We start from the raw sequence: 15,081 nt of genomic DNA, 5'->3' as shown, positions 1-15,081 counted from the left end.
CTCTCCCAGGAGGGAGAGGGGCGCAGGAAACCCTTTCAAAGTCCCTCTCCCTCCTGGGAGAGGGATTTAGGGTGAGGGCTACGGGGACTTTGTGATCGACTGAGTCTGAGTAGCCCATCGATAGAGAGATCTTCGTCTAGGGTGGGCCAGTGGATGCCGTAGCCAGAGGGCGAGACCTGATAAATTTTGCGCTCAGTTTCTGAGGCATTCGCTAACCGTTGGGAGGTTTCAGGGATGGGCAACCGAACTGTTTGGCCATCGACCGTTAAAATCATCCACTGTTTATCAAAATCAAGGCTTTGAATGTTGTGGCGCTTATTCATTTTGTGCGGCCTCAAATACCTGGATTTGCGCGTAGAGACTATCGACGGTTTCGTTGGCAAAGAGATTATCTTTTGTTTTTAGATAGTCACCTTCGCCAAGTTTGCAGGCAGCGACGAAACGAGCGACTTTCAAGGGTTCCATATGCTCTATCAGAACTTGTAAGGCTGCTTGAATGATGGCTTTCATCGGCGGTGAGAGAGGATGGTGTAACTCGGTAGGGGTTGATCGGTTACTACGGAGTAGAGGACATCGGGATCAAGATCGGCCCCGTTGGGCCAGCTAATTGTGCCTAGGTCAGGATTGACGGCGACTTGGGCAAAATAAGTCGGGTTGACAAGAGGTTCAAATATTCCCGTAAACTCAATTATATTTGCGATATCAACTATGCCTTCTACGTTATCTTCAAAGGTGAGATGGAGCTTGTGGCCATCCAGTGGGTAAACCGCAATGATGTCGAGCAGCATAAGACTTGTTAGTAAGATTTGCTCTCGGTAGCTTGTGTTTGCGCTAGTCTGACCAGCCCATCAATAGAGAGATCTTCGTCTAGGGTGGGCCAGTGGATGCCGTAGCCAGAGGGGGAGACCTGATAAATTTTACGCTCAGTTTCTGAGGCATTAGCTAACCGTTGGGAGGTTTCAGTAATGGGCAACCGGACTGTTTGACCATCGACGGTTAAAATTATCCGCTGAGCATCAAAATCAAGGCTTTGAATGTTGTGGGGCTTATTCATTTTGTGCGACCTCAAAATCGGGGTAGAGGTAGGGGGTACGAATACGAACGAATCCGTTTACATCGGCGCAGTCAAATAGCTGCCCGACGGTGTCTGCGATTTGTTGGCAGAGGGCAGTACTCATAGGAACAGGTCTAATTGCCGATCGGGCGGTGCTTGCATGGTGCCAGTATGAATGATTCCAGCTTCTTGGCAAAACTAAGGAAAACTCTTAAACGCTCCATCTGATACAAGACAATAGAGAATTACTTCTAACTTAATTTCATATTTAACTAATTAGTCCTTGTGATCGAGCCATAGCATCATTCAGAACTACGACAGAGGTTGGTGATAAATTCCAGGTTTTTACTGTGCAATGGAGTTCTTTCTTGAGTGCATCTTGTAGCGGTGGAAGCCATTCTTCTTGATGACCATTGATAACCAATATCAATCTAAAATTTGTTGTTTCTAGATCAACCGTTTGAAATAGTTCAGGCAATTCTCCATAGGTGGAATGCCGTTTTAAGCAAGTTGCTACAGTCAAAGTGAGCGAATTCGTAAATTTGTCTCGAATCTCTTCAATGAATTCATCAAAGTTTGGTTGGGTTTCAGGATGAGGTGTACTCGATTTTGCTTCAATAACCCAGAGCGAAGGATCTTTCTGGGGACGTAGCAGTAAAAACTCTGCAATTTTTACACCATTCTCAATCTTTTTGTAGGTTTCACACTTTTCAATGTAAAAGCAATGCCCTTCTGGGTAGGGGCCAAATATCATTCCAGATTCTTCAATTGGTTCAGTTGTCATTGCAATGCTAGGTCCACTTCTTCTTTGTAAAGCTGAATTGACTCGTCAATGATTGGATTATCCGGTAATCCTTCCTTTAGATTTGCAATACTCCAATGATCATCTACAGAAGAAATTACTGGAATTGAGAGACTATCTTGCTTTTGAGAAATAAGAAACAGCTTTTTGATAACAAAATACGAATGGCTTGCCATAAAAAACTGAATTCCAGACTCAGCTAAAATGGCGATGATATCAAGAAATTTAGAAATAGCTGCTGGATGTAGTGCTGATTCTGGTTCATCAATAAAAATCACTGACTTTGGATCAAGATAACGATTTCCTAATAAAGTATCAAGAATCGAAATTTTTTTAATGCCTTCCGCTGTCACACCGATCGGAAACTTTTGATTTCCTTTCTTGAACTGCCAACGCCCAGTTCTTTCATCATACTCAATCTTGCCATCCAGAATTTCATTTAGATGCTTGCGGGATAAGGCAAAGTTTTGATAGTTTTTGCCTCCTCTGGGAGGCTGACGCAATGCTCGTGCTAAATCAAGATAAGTGTCATCAAAACCAAAAGTTTTACCCACTTCGCGAGATTCTAAAATAATTTTGTACAAAGATAGAACTTCCTTTGTGGGTAGAAAAACTGAATTGCTGTCTCGAGGAGAAACATGATTTTCTAGAGTCTGAATAATTTTAGTCGTATCTTTTCCGAATCCGTAGCAAAACTCTTTATCGTCCAATATAAACTTAAAAAATAATGGTTCGTCTGCTCCTTTGCTAACAAGATCGCCGATTTTCTCTGCTTCAAAAGTCCAATATAGTTTCTCCGCAAGAATTTCAGAGGCATTGCGCGGTTCGTTGCCTCGCTTATAATCTTCCAAAGTTCGTATGGCACTGTAGAGAGCTTTCAAAATAATGGTTTTACCTGTCCCATTGCCACCAATAATTAAATTTATGTGACCTAAATTATCACACTTAAGTTGATGGACTGGCCCAAAGTTTTTGAATTCAAAGCTATTTATCATTAGTTATCTCCAAGCTAATTTTATTGGAAATGAGTTTGTCAAGAGTGATGGTTATTATGCCACCTCTGCCACAGTTTCTTCAGCATCTTTAACACAAATTTCACCAGAGAGTAGTTTTGGCAGTAGGAAATCTCGAATTGAGGATAAAGTCCGATTTTCAAGCTTATTTGCTATTAACCTATCTAACAGTGGAGACATTTCTTTATCAGCTACTTCTAGAATTTGCTGAGGAGCCACTACAGTTAATGCTTCTGTTAAATGTCTTCGCTGAATGTGGCCCATTGTAGTTGCTTTGCTAGCCGCGATAGCCTGAAAATTTGCTAAGTGAGATTTCACCCAATGATAGAAAAACCACTTAGGATATTTGTTAGAAGTAACCTTAAATAGATGCTGGTTTAGGGCACCTATCCCATCACACCAAATTACTACTTCAAGGCTTCCAGACCAAGAAAATAGAATTTCTCCATCAGCAATGATATATTGACCGTCTATATTTGGGCTAGCTTTACCACTATTTTCAGTAATTCCTTTTCTCATCTCAGCAATTTTGATAACGGGAATGAAGTTCTCGTCTTCTGGAGGGTATTTCTGTAAAGCAAGTCCATTTAGGAAATTAGCTATTTTGTCAAGGGGCTGTATCTCCCATCCCTTTGGAATTTTCCCCAGTGGCGAGTCCTCGAAGGAGTTGGGGAAGAGGGCGGCGGTTTCGGCGTCCATGCCGTAGGGTTGGCGACCGTCGAGCTTGGCGCGGACAGGGTCGAAGTCGATAAACCAGGACTTGAAGAGGGCGCGGGCAATGCCTTCTAACGTCTGGTTCATCTGCTGGTTGAGTTCGATCTTGTCGTCGAGGCTGCCGAGGATATGGGCGATTACTTCAATTTCTTCTTTGGGTGGCATGGGGATAGGCAGCTTTGCTGCATCCCTGAGATTAAAAGTCGCTTGAACTGTAGTTGTTGCCCAAGTACGAATATAGTGCTGTACCTGGGGTGATCTTAAACACAGATGAATCCAACGGCTGTTTACGCTGGGAAGGCCTGGGATAACTGCTACAGCACGTGCTACGTTCCATCCTGCTAGCTCATTAGGAACAATAGCTGTTTCGCCGAGTGTACCTACCAAGCTAAGGAGAACTTCACCACCTCGCAAACGAGTTCTTTCGTATTTCTGCTCTATTTCCGGATCGACAAGCTTGAGATCTTCAGTGATGATCTTTCCTTGCCTCAAATTATTGACCCGAATGATTGGAATGCCTTGGGGATTTTGGGTGCCAGGTTGAACAACGCCATATGAAATGCGTCTGGATTGATCAACCAAGTCACCTAGAACTTTATATGTCCAATTCTTGGGTAAGGGTGCAACATCAGGGGGTAGTTCTAGTTGGTTTACGTTGTCATTGTTAGAATCCATACCCCAACCCCTGCAAATTCTCCCGAATCGCCTTCTCCAGCCGTGCCGACTCATCAAACTGTACTTCCATGGGCTTCGTCAGTCGGGCCATCTTCTCAGTTTCAAACATCATTGGTTCCAAAACTCCTCTGCAATGGCTTCAATGGCGAGGCTTAGATTTGGTAGATAATTTTGAACAACGTCCCAAATAGAATCTAATTCAAGTCCTAGATACTGATGAGCCAGCATGTTGCGAAAACCAACAATTCCAGACCAGTCCATTTCCAGATGACAATTCTTCCACTCTTCAGGAAGTAGTGAGATAGACTCACACATGACTTCCAAATTCCTAATGACTGCATCCTGCGTCTTTAGATCTTCAAAAAATGCTGATTCACCTTCTACGGTATATTGCTCAATCCTGGAAATACAATCTCGGATGTGAATGATATAAACCCTCGGATCTTTCATAAAGAGATCGCCTCCTGAAGTATCCGATCTCGCAAAAAGTAGTGCAGTGAGTTTTCAGAAACCACATCCACCTTCCGGTTCAGCAATTTTTCCAAATCTAGCATGAGCCCTGCTGGAAACCAGGGAGTAATTTTTTTAAGGTCATAGTCAATCAAAAAATCCACATCACTTTCGGCGGTAGCTTCACCCCTGGCCACTGAGCCAAACACGCGCACATTGTAAGCCCCATGCTTTGCGGCCAAGGCTAAGATTTCATCGCGCTTATCTGCCAAAAGCTCTTTAATTCCTAGTCCGGTTTGAGTAGTCATAGCTTCAAAGTTATAGTTCCAAGTCAGCTCTCAACTCTTCTGGTGAATAAGCAAATATAGAAATACCATTTTTGCCCAACATTTCCATGAAATCTCGTTTAGGATAGCCTGATATGACGGCGGCTTTACCGATAGATATTTCTCCGGCTTGGGTGGAGTATAACAATACGGCTAAAAAGTCTTCCGCCTCCAGGTCATCATAATCTTCCAAGATTGCAGCATGGGTCATCTCTGAACTCAACAGCTCTAGCAGAAACCCCACCGGATAGCGCAAACCCCGAATGCAGGGTTTGCCATGGCAAATTTCCGGGTCAATGGTGATGCGTTCTAAAAGAGATGTTGTCATGTTTGCCCTCCCGATCACAGAAACTTCCGAATTGCCATCTCACAGCTTGAGCAGGCTACCATCGCGATGGTGCCTTCCTCCGACAACGTTTGCGGCACCCCATAGTTCTAAACCCCTAAAAATCCCACTCTTCAAACAAATCTGCAATCCGCACAGAGAACCCCGGCACAATCTCTTCACCCTCTAGGGCATCGGTAGACCGCAAAAAGCGATCAGGCTCTGGCGAGTGGTACACCAGCGCATACTTCTCATCCGGGTGGATCACCCACACCAATTGAGTTTCATTCTCAAAATATTCCACAATCTTTGTATGAATTTCCTCCACCGTGTTGCTCGGAGACAAGATTTCCACCGCCAGATCTGGTGAACCTTGAAAGAAGCCCCTTGGTGGGCGGCTCAACCCCTGTAACCGTACCTTGGCCACAAAAGACACATCGGGAGATCGCTTATTGCCCGATTTCAGCGTAAACGCCGTACTCGAATCACAGACCGTCCCTAGTTTGTGTTGGCGCACATAGATCGCCAGCAACCCCGCCAGATAGGCCCCGATCTCGCCGTGCTCCATCCCAGAATTGCCCATATCCACCAGTTCCCCATCCACTAACTCATAGCGGTGTCCATCCTTAGGCAACGCCATAAACGCCTCATCAGTCCAAACCTTGGCCTTGGTAGATATGGTCATAGCCGTAATCCCCTCAGGTTCTCGCGAATGGCTGCTTCTAGTTTGGCACTTTCGGCAAACTGCGCTTCCAGCGTTTTGGTCAGTCGGGCCATTTTCTCCTCAAAGGGCTCATCGTCCTCCTCCAGTTCTTCTGCTCCCACATAGCGTCCCGGCGTCAGCACATAACTATGGGAGGCAATCTCCTCCAGCTTGGCGCTTTTACAGAACCCCGGCACATCTGCGTAGACCCCTGCCCCCGGTTCTCCCCGCCAAGCCTGGTACGTCCCGGCAATGCGGGCAATCTCCTCCTCCGTCAGTTCCCGGTGGGTGCGGTCGATCAACACCCCCAGCTTGCGGGCATCGATAAACAGCGTTTCCCCTTGGCGGTTGCGGCAGGGCTGGTGCCCCGCCGTTGGCTTGCCCGACTTATCCCGCGCCAAAAACCACAGACAGGCCGGAATTTGCGTGGTGTAAAACAACTGCCCCGGCAGGGCGATCATGCAGTCCACCAGGTCGGCGGCAATCAGCGCCTTGCGAATCTCCCCCTCCCCCGACTGGTTAGAACTCATCGACCCATTGGCCAACACAAACCCCGCCATGCCATTAGGGGCCAGGTGGTGCACCATGTGCTGCACCCAGCCATAGTTGGCGTTGCCCTTCGGTGGGGTGCTATACTGCCAGCGCACATCCTCCGCCAGCCGCTCGTTCCACCAGTTACTCATGTTGAATGGAGGCCCCGCAACGATGTAGTCAACTTTCAGACTTTGGTGTAAATCCTCGTGAAAACTATCGGCTGCGTATACTCCTAAATTCGCATCTATGCCTCGGATCATCATCTGCATTTTGCCAAGTCGCCATGTAGTAGCGTTCGATTCTTGGCCATAGATTGATAGGGATGACCTAGGGCTGCCATGATGAAAAGCATATTTGCCACATAAAGCTAAGGTGCTACCAGATCCAAAGCAAGGATCGTAGACTCTTCCCTTTAGAGGAGCGAGTACGCAAACTATTAGCCAGTCAACACTTCGGGGGGTATAAAACTCGCCGCCGCCCTTGCCTTCCTTCTCGGCAAACTGGCCCAAAAAGTACTCATACACCCGGCCCAGAATGTCCTGAGAGCGGCTGGCCTCATCCCCCAGGCCAATGGTGCTGATTAGGTCGATCAGTTCTCCCAGGCGGGTTTTATCTAAGTCCGGGCGGGCATAGCCCGTGGGCAGCACCCCCTTCAGCCGTTTGGGGTTCTCCTTCTCGATGGCCAGCATCGCCTCGTCAATACTCTTGCCGATAGCGGGCTGCCTAGCGCTGGCCTGAATGTGGCTCCAGCGCGCCTCCTTGGGCACCCAGAAGACATTTTCCGCCATGTACTCGTCCCGGTCTTCTGGGTCGGTGTAGTCGGTGTTGGCCCTTGCGGCCAGGTCGTCGTAGAGTTCCTGAGGGGTATAAAACTCGCCGCCGCCCTTGCCCTCCTTCTCGGCAAACTGGCCCAAAAAGTACTCATACACCCGGCCCAGAATGTCCTGAGAGCAGCTGGCCTCATCCCCCAGGCCAATGGTGCTGATTAGGTCGATCAGTTCTCCCAGGCGGGTTTTATCTAAGTCCGGGCGGGCATAGCCCGTGGGCAGCACCCCCTTCAGCCGTTTGGGGTTCTCCTTCTCGATGGCCAGCATCGCCTCGTCAATACTCTTGCCGATAGCGGGCTGCCTAGCGCTGGCCTGAATGTGGCTCCAGCGGGCCTCCTTGGGCACCCAGAAGACGTTCTCCGCCATGTACTCGTCTCGGTCTTCCGGGTCGGTGTAGTCGGTGTTGGCCCTTGCGGCCAGGTCGTCGTAGAGTTCCTGAAACGCATCGGAAATGTACTTGAGGAAGATCAACCCCAGGGTGACGTGCTTGTACTCAGCCGCATCCATGTGGCCGCGCATCTTGTCAGCGGCGGCCCAGAGGGTTTGCTCAAAACCCAGGTTGGCTCCGTTACTGGGTTGGCCAGTGACTCCGTTCTTTTTCCCACGTGGCATTCACTCGATCCTTATCGCTGGTCGATCTAACCCACCATACTCCGTTCGCGAGGCGGGTATTGCCAATCGTTACCGTTCTAGGCCCAAGTACAGTCCAAACTAACGATTTTTTTATTTTCCAGATTAAAGGACGAGAATAGCAAGTCTCACATTAAGACTCTTTCTGCGGCATATGAGTCTCAGTGCGAGATTAACGTTTGAGTGAAGACCGTTTCCGGCTCCCCTCTCCTTGTGGGCTACTGTGTACACATAAGTCTTGAAACCCTTGCTGGCATGGCTTTGCCCTCATCCCCCAACCCCTTCTCCCAGGGAGGGAGAAGGGGAGCCGGAAAGCACGGTGACTTAGCGGCCCCTGGGAGATCGTGGATGGACTCTGGGTAGGATTTCACAAGGTTGGAGAGGATTTTTGAATAGTTGCCCATAATGCAAACAATCAAAGTGCTAAAACTTTTTCTAAACAAGGGTTTCAGGGTCTCTATTTTTCTTTAGGACTAGATTTGGACTATTTTTTATCCTCTGATGGGTCTCTCTGGGGCCTAGCGGCAGGGGTGGATTTGGCCGTTGGGCATAATGGCCTCGCAGAGGTTGGTGCCGCTGAGAGATATCCCTTCGATGGCGCTGTTGTAGAGGTTGACGCGGGAGAGGTTGGCTTGGTCAAGGTGGGCAAAGCGGAGGCTGGTTTCCATCAGGTTAGCCTCCCGTAGGTCGGCTCCTTGGAGGTTAGTCCATTGTAGGTTAGCCCCTTGCAGGTTGGCTTCGGACAAGTTGGCTCCGGCTAGGTTGGCGTTGCTGAGGTTGGCTCCTTGCAGGTTGGCTCCTTGCAGGTTGGTGCGGGAGAGATCGGCGTAGCTGAGGTTAGTGCGGCTGAAGTCGGCCCCACGCAGGTTGCGGCGACTGAGGTTGATGCCAATGAGGTCAGCCTCTTGCAATCGAATCCCTATTAGGCTGCTGCGCTGAAGGTCGGCAAGGCTGAGGTCGGATCCGGTCAGTTCGGTGCCCTCAAGGTTAGTGCCCGTGAGGTTGGCTCCGGCCAGGGTGGTTTGGCGCAGGTTGGCGAGGGAGAGGTTAGCCCCAGCTAGATCACTGTGGCTCAGGTCAGCCCCGACCATCTCAGTCCGGGAGAGGTTGGCATTGGTGAGTAGGCTATTCGACAGGTTGACATGGGTGAGGTAGGCCAGTCCTAGATTCGCATTGGCCAGGTTGCTGTTCTGCACATTGCTCTGGCGCACATCAGTGGCCCGCAGGTTGGCATCGGTTAGGTTGGCCTGATCGATCTGGGTGCGGCGCAGATCCGCCAAAAAGAAATTGCCGTCGGCCAAGTTGGCCTGGGTGAGGCGACTGCCAGACAAGAACGCTCCCTCCAGGGTCGCTCCCTGCAAATTGGCCCCGGTCAAATCTAGGCCGCGTAAGTCAACCCCATCTAAATTGGCCCCCCGCAGATCGGCCTCGCGCAGATCTCGGTCGCCCACGCCATCGGTGACCAAATCTCGCACCAGTCGCCAACGGGGTTCCATCAGCGTGCGATCGCTCACCCTGGCCTCGTGTAGTCTGGCTCCCTCCAGTTGGGCACCCATCAGGTTAGCCCCCTCCAGGTTGGTATTGCGCAGGTCAGCCCCCCGGAGGTCGGCCCCCAGCAGAAAGGCCTCTCGCAGGTCGGCTCCGTTGAGGTTGGCCCGCTGCAAATTGGCTCCATTCAGGTTGGCCTGTCGCAAAAAGGCATTCGTTAATTCCGCGTCATTCAGGCGGCATCGTTCGCAGCGGCGAGTCGCCAAGAGTCGCGTTAGGTGGGTAGGGTTCACGGCCTGGGCCGCCGGAACCACACTCAGAGACAACAGCCCCAGAGCCGCCATCCAGGCTGTCCAAACTCGCGATGCCATGGTGTTTTTGGAAAATCGTTGGAAAACCTCAGACTCCCACTATAGCGGCTGGCTGAGGTCTAGCCGCCAACCCCTCAAAAAACGTAAACACCCGATTGGAACCGCACGTCAAGGCACCTAAGATTCGTGGATCCCAAACACGCTCTTTTGCTTTAATCACGCCGACGGGTTTTCTAGCCTATCCCCCGCTGGCGTTCCCGATGGGGCCGTACCGGAGCCGCCCGCATGGCGATCCACCACCCGCTTGAGGACACCGTTGATAAACCGGAAGCCTTCCTCGCCGCTGTAGCGCTTGGCCAGTTCCACCGCTTCGTTGATGGCCACCCGGTCGGGGGTGCCGAGGTAGTCCATTTCCACTACGGCAATGCGCAAAATATCGCGATCAATGCGGGCCAGTCGCTTCAGTTGCCAAGCCACCATGGCCGTTTCCAAAATGTCATCCACCTCGGCCCGATGTTTGGCGGTATTGGTCAGCAGTTCCATCGCAAAGGCCCGCACCTCTTTCTGGTTGGTCATTTGGATGAACTCGGGCATCTCTAGGGCATGGGCTAAGCGGTTGATGGCGGCCTGAGTTAGGTCTATGGCGTCGTCTACCATGGCGCGGCTGCTCTCTAGATCCGTGGCAACCAAGTCCGTATCCACCAAGCGCTGACTGCCCCGCTTCAGTTCGTCGGAGGCCGTTTCCAGGGCATCCTTAGCTTCGGCGGCAAGGGTTTTGACTGCCGCCTGCAAGAGGGCATCGAGGTCAAGCTCCTGGAGCTTTTTCGGTTTCTCAGACAACTGACTTAGGCCCAACAATGCCAGTTCGCGAGCCATACGACGAGCCTGCATAGCAGGTACCTCCCAGGTAAAGATGATGCCCTCGGTTTGGGTAGAACCATGGCCAAGACTAGGCCACCGGATGCCCTAGAACTGAGGACTGCTTTGCTATCTTATCAAGCTTCGTCTAGGGGCAGTACGGAGAGTTGTTCTACCCCCGATTCCGCCTCAGTCAACGTTGGGGTTCCCTCAGCCAAGGAGATTGGGGTAATTATGGCATCGTCGGGTTCGAGGGCGTCGAGGGTTTGTCCCGCCAGGGAGGGAATGCGATCTGGGGGCACTGCCGACGCCAGGTTGGGGCCAACAATGCCACCGGAAAGCAGCACCTTAAAGGCCTCCTCAATGGAAATGGCCAGGTTGATCACATCGGTTTCGGGCACCACGGCATACCAGCCGCTGGTGGGGTTGGGAGTGGTGGGCACAAACACGCTCAGCATCTTAGGCGTGGTGGCCGTGGCAGCACTCATCGCCCCAGTCACAAAGGCAATCGCCCAGATACCCTTGCGAGGATATTCCACCAGCACCACCCGCCGAAACCGAGTTTTTGAGTCTTGAAACACCGTCTGCAAGAGCTGTTGCAGGGTTTTATACACCGACCCCGCCAAGGGAATGGACTGCACAATGCGCTCGCCCAAATCTAGCAGCCAGCGCCCCGCAATATTTCGCGCCATCAAGCCAATCAACAGAATCGCCGCCAGGGGCACCGCCAGCCCAACACTGAGGTTAATCAGGTCAACCAGCAGGGGATTCAGCCCATCGAAGGGGGCCAACTGCTTCGGAAAGCGCGTCAGCAGCCGGATCACCCAGTTGGCAATGGTGATCGTCAGCCAGATGGTGGTGGCCAGGGGAATCACCACCAGCAACCCGGCAATCAGGTCGTTTTTCAGATCTTGCTTGAGTTTTTGCAGCACAGGCAACTCGTGGCGGTCGGAACCGGAAGGGGAGGCGGCACTGAAGGTGGGGGAACCGTCGAGATCCATGGTCTCACAGGAAACGGGCTAAGGTCATCTGCCGTCTATATAACCCGATGGCAGGCGGAAAGGGCTGTTTGTATTGTAATCAGTAGTGTCGATGACAGGCAAAGTTTACACTGCGACCCAGCAATTCTCAGTATGACTAGGCTGGCGAATAAAATACCGCTCAGGCGGAGTTGTGATCCTGTCAAACAGTCGAAGCCTTTTCACCCTTCCACAGGCTCAGGGCGAACGGCCAATTTGCCAAAATGAGAATTGCTGGCTACGACCCTAGACGGTTCTGTCGCTGGCTATGGCCCTGCTGTTGGCTGCTGTCACTGGGAATTCACTGGGAGTTAATTCGACGACAGCTTCGCGAGGGTGCCCTGGGCCAAAATAATCAGGGGCAGAATCACAATTACCAGCAAGACCCAAGAGACAATGCTGCCCGCCAGCCCCATCTTCAGCAGCCCCAGAGCCAACCCACCAAACACCACCCAGCCCGAAACCAGCACCCACCAAGGCGCAAGCCCACGGGCCAGACGGCTGTAGGCTATGCCCCGCTGCTCAATGCGGCCCATGATATCTTGGCCGGAGGGCACTCGATCCAAATTGAGCGGAGCCTGATCCGCTGGAACTTCGATGGAATACTCCTCTGGCTTTTGTTCGGGCAGGTAATCGTTAAAGTCGTTTTGTTCGGCCATGGGTCGCACGTCACACGATGGGCATAGCCAGTAGGGTATCAGGTTGCTGGCCGAGTTGTTCGATTGGATGGGCGAGTTGCTCTGTTGAAGGGATGTTGAAGGGATGAGGAGACCTCGTTGGGTGGGCGAGAAGACTTCGCCCCTAGGGTTAATCGTGGTGATAGAGGATCTGCATAACCCGCGATCCGGGCTCGCAGAGGGCATCCCTCGCTACGATGGCCACTACCCCCGCCACGGGGCTGTGGTAGGTTGCCACCACATCCCCAAAGGCGTTGCGCTGAAGGGCCACCCGCTGCCCTGCTTCTACCCTGGCCTTCAAATCCACCAATAATTCTAGAAATCCGCCCTGGGTAGACCGAATCGAGGCCATGCCATTGCCAAACACGGTGCCCACATCGGCGGCGGTACGCCCTAGGGCACCCGTTACGACCCCATAGTGCTTGAGGACGTTCAAACTGCCCTCCACGGCGAGGGCGATTTTGTCAGCGTCAAAGCAGCGGGGGGAGCCAATTTCCACCGTCATGGCTGGAATCCCGGCGGCCACAAAGGCGGTTTCTAGGGTGCCCTCCAGGCCTGGATCATCCATCACCTGATCCACCGGAAACAGTTCAGCCATGTGCCGCACCGCTGGCTGGCGTAGATCGGCGTAGAGAAACAGGGTAAAATCGCTGCCCGTGGTGACGGTGTGGTAGTCCATCGCCACCGTGAGATTGGGCCGAAACAACCGATTCCACAGCAGCCCCGCATGGCGACTGGGGGCCGTATCGCCCTGTTCATCCCCCGGCCAAAGGCGATTAGGATCGTAGGCGGTGCCGCCCCCCTGGGCCGTGGGCCACCAGGATTGGGTATATTCCACCGCCGGACGAGACACCCCAATCGCCGCCAGCACCGTTCCCGCCATGTCCGCCGGGTTCAACTGGGCCATCACCCGCTGCACCGCCCGAATCGAGCTCACCTCATCCCCATGCACCCCCGCCACCAAGCCCACACAGGGGCCAGGACGGGCACCCTTGGCCACCATCACGGGCACATACCAATGCTGCCCCGTCCCCATTTGCACCCCCTGGAAATACACACGGTAGCTTTGACCAGGGGACAAATCCGCCACCGCCAGTTGGCTCACCACGGGAATGCCCTGGATATGGTCACCCGTGTACTCCGTAATGATGGGGTTTGGCGAAAGGGGTAATAGGGTCGTCATGGCTATTCCAAAGAAACGGTAGATGCGAGATGGAGGTCAGGGGATGGGCGGCTAAAATCGCGATCCGGGCTGCTTGAGAAACTCAATTTCCTCCTCGGTGGAGGGACGGCCCAAACTGTGATTGCGGTGGGGATAGCGCCCAAAGCGGTCAATAATCGCCCGATGTCGTTGCTCAAAGTCTAGGTTGTCGGCGGGGGTGTGGGCCTCAAACAGCGGCTCGGCCTGGGCGTGGATCAGCTTGGATTCACTGTGCATATAGGGCATCAGTAAAAAAGTTCGCTCCATGGGATCGGCCAGTGCCGCCAGCGCTCCGGCGGCAACGGCCTCTTGGGATAGCACGAGGGCCATGGCGTCCTGGGCAAAGGCTTGGGGCGTGTGGCGGTAGATATGGCGGGAAAACTGGTCTAGCACAATGATTTCCGCCAACTGTCCAGCGGCGGTGCGACGCCAAGAAAACAATTCCCCCGCCGAGGCCCGTTGCAGCAAATCCAGAAACCGCCCCCGCAACAGAGCATCAAATTCGGGTTTCACCGTCCACCACTGTTGGGGTTGAATCTCTTTAAACCAAAAATTCAGTACGTCATCCATGATCTGATTCACCGCTTAACTCACAACAACTATCCATAAAAATAGCCCCTTGGCTGACGGACCAGGGGGCTAGGAAAGGTAAGAGTAAGTTCGTTATGGGCGGTAAGTGATAGGGTTTATCGAATCTATCAGCCAGCAGCCAAAACGGTCTCGAAAGCCAGCAGCCATTAGGCTTTGCGAGAGTAGTATTCCACCACCAGCAGTTCGTTGATGTTGAGGGCAACCCACTCGCGCTCGATCACCCCATTCACCTTAGCGGTTAGTTTTGCCTTGTCGAGTTCTAGGTGGTTAGGAACGTTGGCCAAACCAGGGAACTCTAGGTTCGCTTCCACCAGTTTCTTAGACGCATCGCGATCCCGCACGGTAATCACATCGCCGGAGCGACACTGGTAGCTGGGAATGCTAACCACACGACCATTGACGCAGATGTGGCCATGGTTGACGATTTGCCGTGCCGAAGGTATGGTGGGGCCAAAACCCAGACGGAAAATGGTATTGTCCAACCGCATTTCCAGCAGTTGTAGGATCACCAGCCCGGTGGAACCCCCGGCCCGACGAGCCTTTTTCACGTAGCGGAGCAGTTGCTTTTCGGTTAACCCGTAGTTAAACCGTAGCTTTTGCTTTTCTTCAAGACGAATGCCGTATTCAGACTTTTTCTTGCGGTCTTGGCCATGTTGCCCAGGGGGGTTAGCCTTACGGGGCGTTTTGCGGGACAGTCCCGGCAACTCACCCAACCGCCGAACGACCCGTAGACGGGCACCGCGATATCGCGCCATAAACGTTTACTCTCCGAAAAAATCAGGCTTGGAAGAATTCCAAAGCTATCATTTTAACCTGCTATCTGACTCAAAGCAATAGCCCAGCCCCTGAATTCCCTGAAGCCAAAATCTCTTGGGTGTACAGC

General features: G+C 52.1%; 20 protein-coding genes. All 20 read right to left on the bottom strand.

The features are described 5' to 3' along the window. Positions 1-35: 35 nt before the first annotated feature. The 20 genes from H6G62_RS07480 to rpsD all read right to left on the bottom strand — a co-directional run bounded on the left by H6G62_RS07480 (position 36) and on the right by rpsD (position 14,953). A complete protein-coding gene (locus H6G62_RS07480; protein ID WP_190493611.1) occupies positions 36-323 on the bottom strand; it encodes a DUF2442 domain-containing protein in 288 nt (95 codons plus the stop codon). After that, positions 316-510, bottom strand: a complete 195-nt coding sequence (locus tag H6G62_RS07475) for a hypothetical protein (RefSeq protein ID WP_190493610.1) — start codon at positions 508-510, stop codon at positions 316-318. Before H6G62_RS07475 ends, H6G62_RS07480 begins: the two co-directional genes overlap by 8 nt. Further along, on the bottom strand, positions 507-788 hold the full coding sequence (locus H6G62_RS07470; RefSeq protein ID WP_190493608.1) for a DUF2442 domain-containing protein: 282 nt from the start codon (positions 786-788) through the stop codon (positions 507-509). The genes H6G62_RS07475 and H6G62_RS07470 overlap by 4 nt, the downstream gene beginning before the upstream one ends. 8 nt (positions 789-796) lie before the next feature. After that, on the bottom strand, positions 797-1,054 hold the full coding sequence (locus H6G62_RS07465; protein ID WP_190493606.1) for a DUF2442 domain-containing protein: 258 nt from the start codon (positions 1,052-1,054) through the stop codon (positions 797-799). A gap of 268 nt (positions 1,055-1,322) precedes the next feature. Next, positions 1,323-1,838, bottom strand: a complete 516-nt coding sequence (locus H6G62_RS07460; RefSeq protein WP_190493604.1) for a hypothetical protein — start codon at positions 1,836-1,838, stop codon at positions 1,323-1,325. Beyond that, positions 1,835-2,851, bottom strand: coding sequence for an ATP-binding protein (locus H6G62_RS07455; protein WP_190493602.1), 1,017 nt, complete (start codon positions 2,849-2,851; stop codon positions 1,835-1,837). Before H6G62_RS07455 ends, H6G62_RS07460 begins: the two co-directional genes overlap by 4 nt. A 54-nt stretch (positions 2,852-2,905) precedes the next feature. Next, positions 2,906-4,258, bottom strand: a complete 1,353-nt coding sequence (locus H6G62_RS27310; RefSeq protein ID WP_199324815.1) for a restriction endonuclease subunit S — start codon at positions 4,256-4,258, stop codon at positions 2,906-2,908. After that, positions 4,248-4,370: a hypothetical protein gene (locus H6G62_RS28280; protein WP_277883007.1), complete on the bottom strand. Its 123-nt coding sequence runs from the start codon at positions 4,368-4,370 to the stop codon at positions 4,248-4,250. Before H6G62_RS28280 ends, H6G62_RS27310 begins: the two co-directional genes overlap by 11 nt. Continuing rightward, positions 4,367-4,708: a HepT-like ribonuclease domain-containing protein gene (locus tag H6G62_RS07445; protein WP_190493600.1), complete on the bottom strand. Its 342-nt coding sequence runs from the start codon at positions 4,706-4,708 to the stop codon at positions 4,367-4,369. The genes H6G62_RS28280 and H6G62_RS07445 overlap by 4 nt, the downstream gene beginning before the upstream one ends. After that, positions 4,705-5,016, bottom strand: a complete 312-nt coding sequence (locus H6G62_RS07440) for a nucleotidyltransferase family protein (RefSeq protein ID WP_190493598.1) — start codon at positions 5,014-5,016, stop codon at positions 4,705-4,707. Before H6G62_RS07440 ends, H6G62_RS07445 begins: the two co-directional genes overlap by 4 nt. A 10-nt stretch (positions 5,017-5,026) precedes the next feature. Further along, entirely contained in the window at positions 5,027-5,362 is a 336-nt protein-coding gene (locus tag H6G62_RS07435; RefSeq protein ID WP_190493596.1) for a DUF433 domain-containing protein, read from the bottom strand. 115 nt (positions 5,363-5,477) lie between these two features. Continuing rightward, complete coding sequence (locus H6G62_RS07430; RefSeq protein WP_190493594.1) at positions 5,478-6,044, bottom strand: Uma2 family endonuclease; 567 nt, start codon at positions 6,042-6,044, stop codon at positions 5,478-5,480. Then, positions 6,041-8,035: a type I restriction-modification system subunit M gene (locus H6G62_RS07425; protein WP_242051875.1), complete on the bottom strand. Its 1,995-nt coding sequence runs from the start codon at positions 8,033-8,035 to the stop codon at positions 6,041-6,043. Before H6G62_RS07425 ends, H6G62_RS07430 begins: the two co-directional genes overlap by 4 nt. A gap of 536 nt (positions 8,036-8,571) precedes the next feature. After that, entirely contained in the window at positions 8,572-9,912 is a 1,341-nt protein-coding gene (locus H6G62_RS07420; protein WP_199324814.1) for a pentapeptide repeat-containing protein, read from the bottom strand. Between the two features lie 156 nt (positions 9,913-10,068). Continuing rightward, positions 10,069-10,743: a transcription antitermination factor NusB gene (nusB, locus tag H6G62_RS07415; protein WP_190493592.1), complete on the bottom strand. Its 675-nt coding sequence runs from the start codon at positions 10,741-10,743 to the stop codon at positions 10,069-10,071. 104 nt (positions 10,744-10,847) lie between these two features. Further along, entirely contained in the window at positions 10,848-11,642 is a 795-nt protein-coding gene (locus tag H6G62_RS07410) for a DUF502 domain-containing protein (protein WP_190493649.1), read from the bottom strand. A 398-nt stretch (positions 11,643-12,040) separates the two neighbouring features. Further along, the gene (locus H6G62_RS07405; protein ID WP_190493590.1) at positions 12,041-12,388 is read right to left on the bottom strand and encodes a hypothetical protein; all 348 of its coding nucleotides are present in this window, start codon (positions 12,386-12,388) and stop codon (positions 12,041-12,043) included. Positions 12,389-12,536: 148 nt separating this feature from the next. Continuing rightward, complete coding sequence (locus H6G62_RS07400) at positions 12,537-13,589, bottom strand: succinylglutamate desuccinylase/aspartoacylase family protein (protein ID WP_190493588.1); 1,053 nt, start codon at positions 13,587-13,589, stop codon at positions 12,537-12,539. A 51-nt stretch (positions 13,590-13,640) separates the two neighbouring features. Then, complete coding sequence (locus H6G62_RS07395) at positions 13,641-14,177, bottom strand: DUF924 family protein (RefSeq protein ID WP_190493586.1); 537 nt, start codon at positions 14,175-14,177, stop codon at positions 13,641-13,643. 167 nt (positions 14,178-14,344) lie between these two features. After that, positions 14,345-14,953 (bottom strand): 30S ribosomal protein S4, encoded by a 609-nt coding sequence (gene rpsD, locus H6G62_RS07390; protein WP_190493585.1) that lies wholly within the window; start codon positions 14,951-14,953, stop codon positions 14,345-14,347. Positions 14,954-15,081: the final 128 nt, after the last annotated feature.

The sequence above is a fragment of the Phormidium sp. FACHB-1136 genome (assembly GCF_014697375.1).
GTDB lineage: Bacteria > Cyanobacteriota > Cyanobacteriia > Phormidesmidales > Phormidesmidaceae > Nodosilinea.
Note: the sequence above shows the minus strand (reverse complement) of the source record. Positions and strands in the feature narration are given on the sequence as shown.

Excerpts from the sequence above, each read along its gene's own strand:
- H6G62_RS07480 (WP_190493611.1), bottom strand. The coding sequence starts at position 323 with ATGAATAAGCGCCACAACATTCAAAGCCTTGATTTTGATAAACAGTGG.
- H6G62_RS07475 (WP_190493610.1), bottom strand. The coding sequence starts at position 510 with ATGAAAGCCATCATTCAAGCAGCCTTACAAGTTCTGATAGAGCATATG.
- H6G62_RS07470 (WP_190493608.1), bottom strand. The coding sequence starts at position 788 with ATGCTGCTCGACATCATTGCGGTTTACCCACTGGATGGCCACAAGCTC.
- H6G62_RS07465 (WP_190493606.1), bottom strand. The coding sequence starts at position 1,054 with ATGAATAAGCCCCACAACATTCAAAGCCTTGATTTTGATGCTCAGCGG.
- H6G62_RS07460 (WP_190493604.1), bottom strand. The coding sequence starts at position 1,838 with ATGACAACTGAACCAATTGAAGAATCTGGAATGATATTTGGCCCCTAC.
- H6G62_RS07455 (WP_190493602.1), bottom strand. The coding sequence starts at position 2,851 with ATGATAAATAGCTTTGAATTCAAAAACTTTGGGCCAGTCCATCAACTT.
- H6G62_RS27310 (WP_199324815.1), bottom strand. The coding sequence starts at position 4,258 with ATGGATTCTAACAATGACAACGTAAACCAACTAGAACTACCCCCTGAT.
- H6G62_RS28280 (WP_277883007.1), bottom strand. The coding sequence starts at position 4,370 with ATGATGTTTGAAACTGAGAAGATGGCCCGACTGACGAAGCCCATGGAA.
- H6G62_RS07445 (WP_190493600.1), bottom strand. The coding sequence starts at position 4,708 with ATGAAAGATCCGAGGGTTTATATCATTCACATCCGAGATTGTATTTCC.
- H6G62_RS07440 (WP_190493598.1), bottom strand. The coding sequence starts at position 5,016 with ATGACTACTCAAACCGGACTAGGAATTAAAGAGCTTTTGGCAGATAAG.
- H6G62_RS07435 (WP_190493596.1), bottom strand. The coding sequence starts at position 5,362 with ATGACAACATCTCTTTTAGAACGCATCACCATTGACCCGGAAATTTGC.
- H6G62_RS07430 (WP_190493594.1), bottom strand. The coding sequence starts at position 6,044 with ATGACCATATCTACCAAGGCCAAGGTTTGGACTGATGAGGCGTTTATG.
- H6G62_RS07425 (WP_242051875.1), bottom strand. The coding sequence starts at position 8,035 with ATGCCACGTGGGAAAAAGAACGGAGTCACTGGCCAACCCAGTAACGGA.
- H6G62_RS07420 (WP_199324814.1), bottom strand. The coding sequence starts at position 9,912 with ATGGCATCGCGAGTTTGGACAGCCTGGATGGCGGCTCTGGGGCTGTTG.
- nusB (WP_190493592.1), bottom strand. The coding sequence starts at position 10,743 with ATGCAGGCTCGTCGTATGGCTCGCGAACTGGCATTGTTGGGCCTAAGT.
- H6G62_RS07405 (WP_190493590.1), bottom strand. The coding sequence starts at position 12,388 with ATGGCCGAACAAAACGACTTTAACGATTACCTGCCCGAACAAAAGCCA.
- H6G62_RS07400 (WP_190493588.1), bottom strand. The coding sequence starts at position 13,589 with ATGACGACCCTATTACCCCTTTCGCCAAACCCCATCATTACGGAGTAC.
- H6G62_RS07395 (WP_190493586.1), bottom strand. The coding sequence starts at position 14,177 with ATGGATGACGTACTGAATTTTTGGTTTAAAGAGATTCAACCCCAACAG.
- rpsD (WP_190493585.1), bottom strand. The coding sequence starts at position 14,953 with ATGGCGCGATATCGCGGTGCCCGTCTACGGGTCGTTCGGCGGTTGGGT.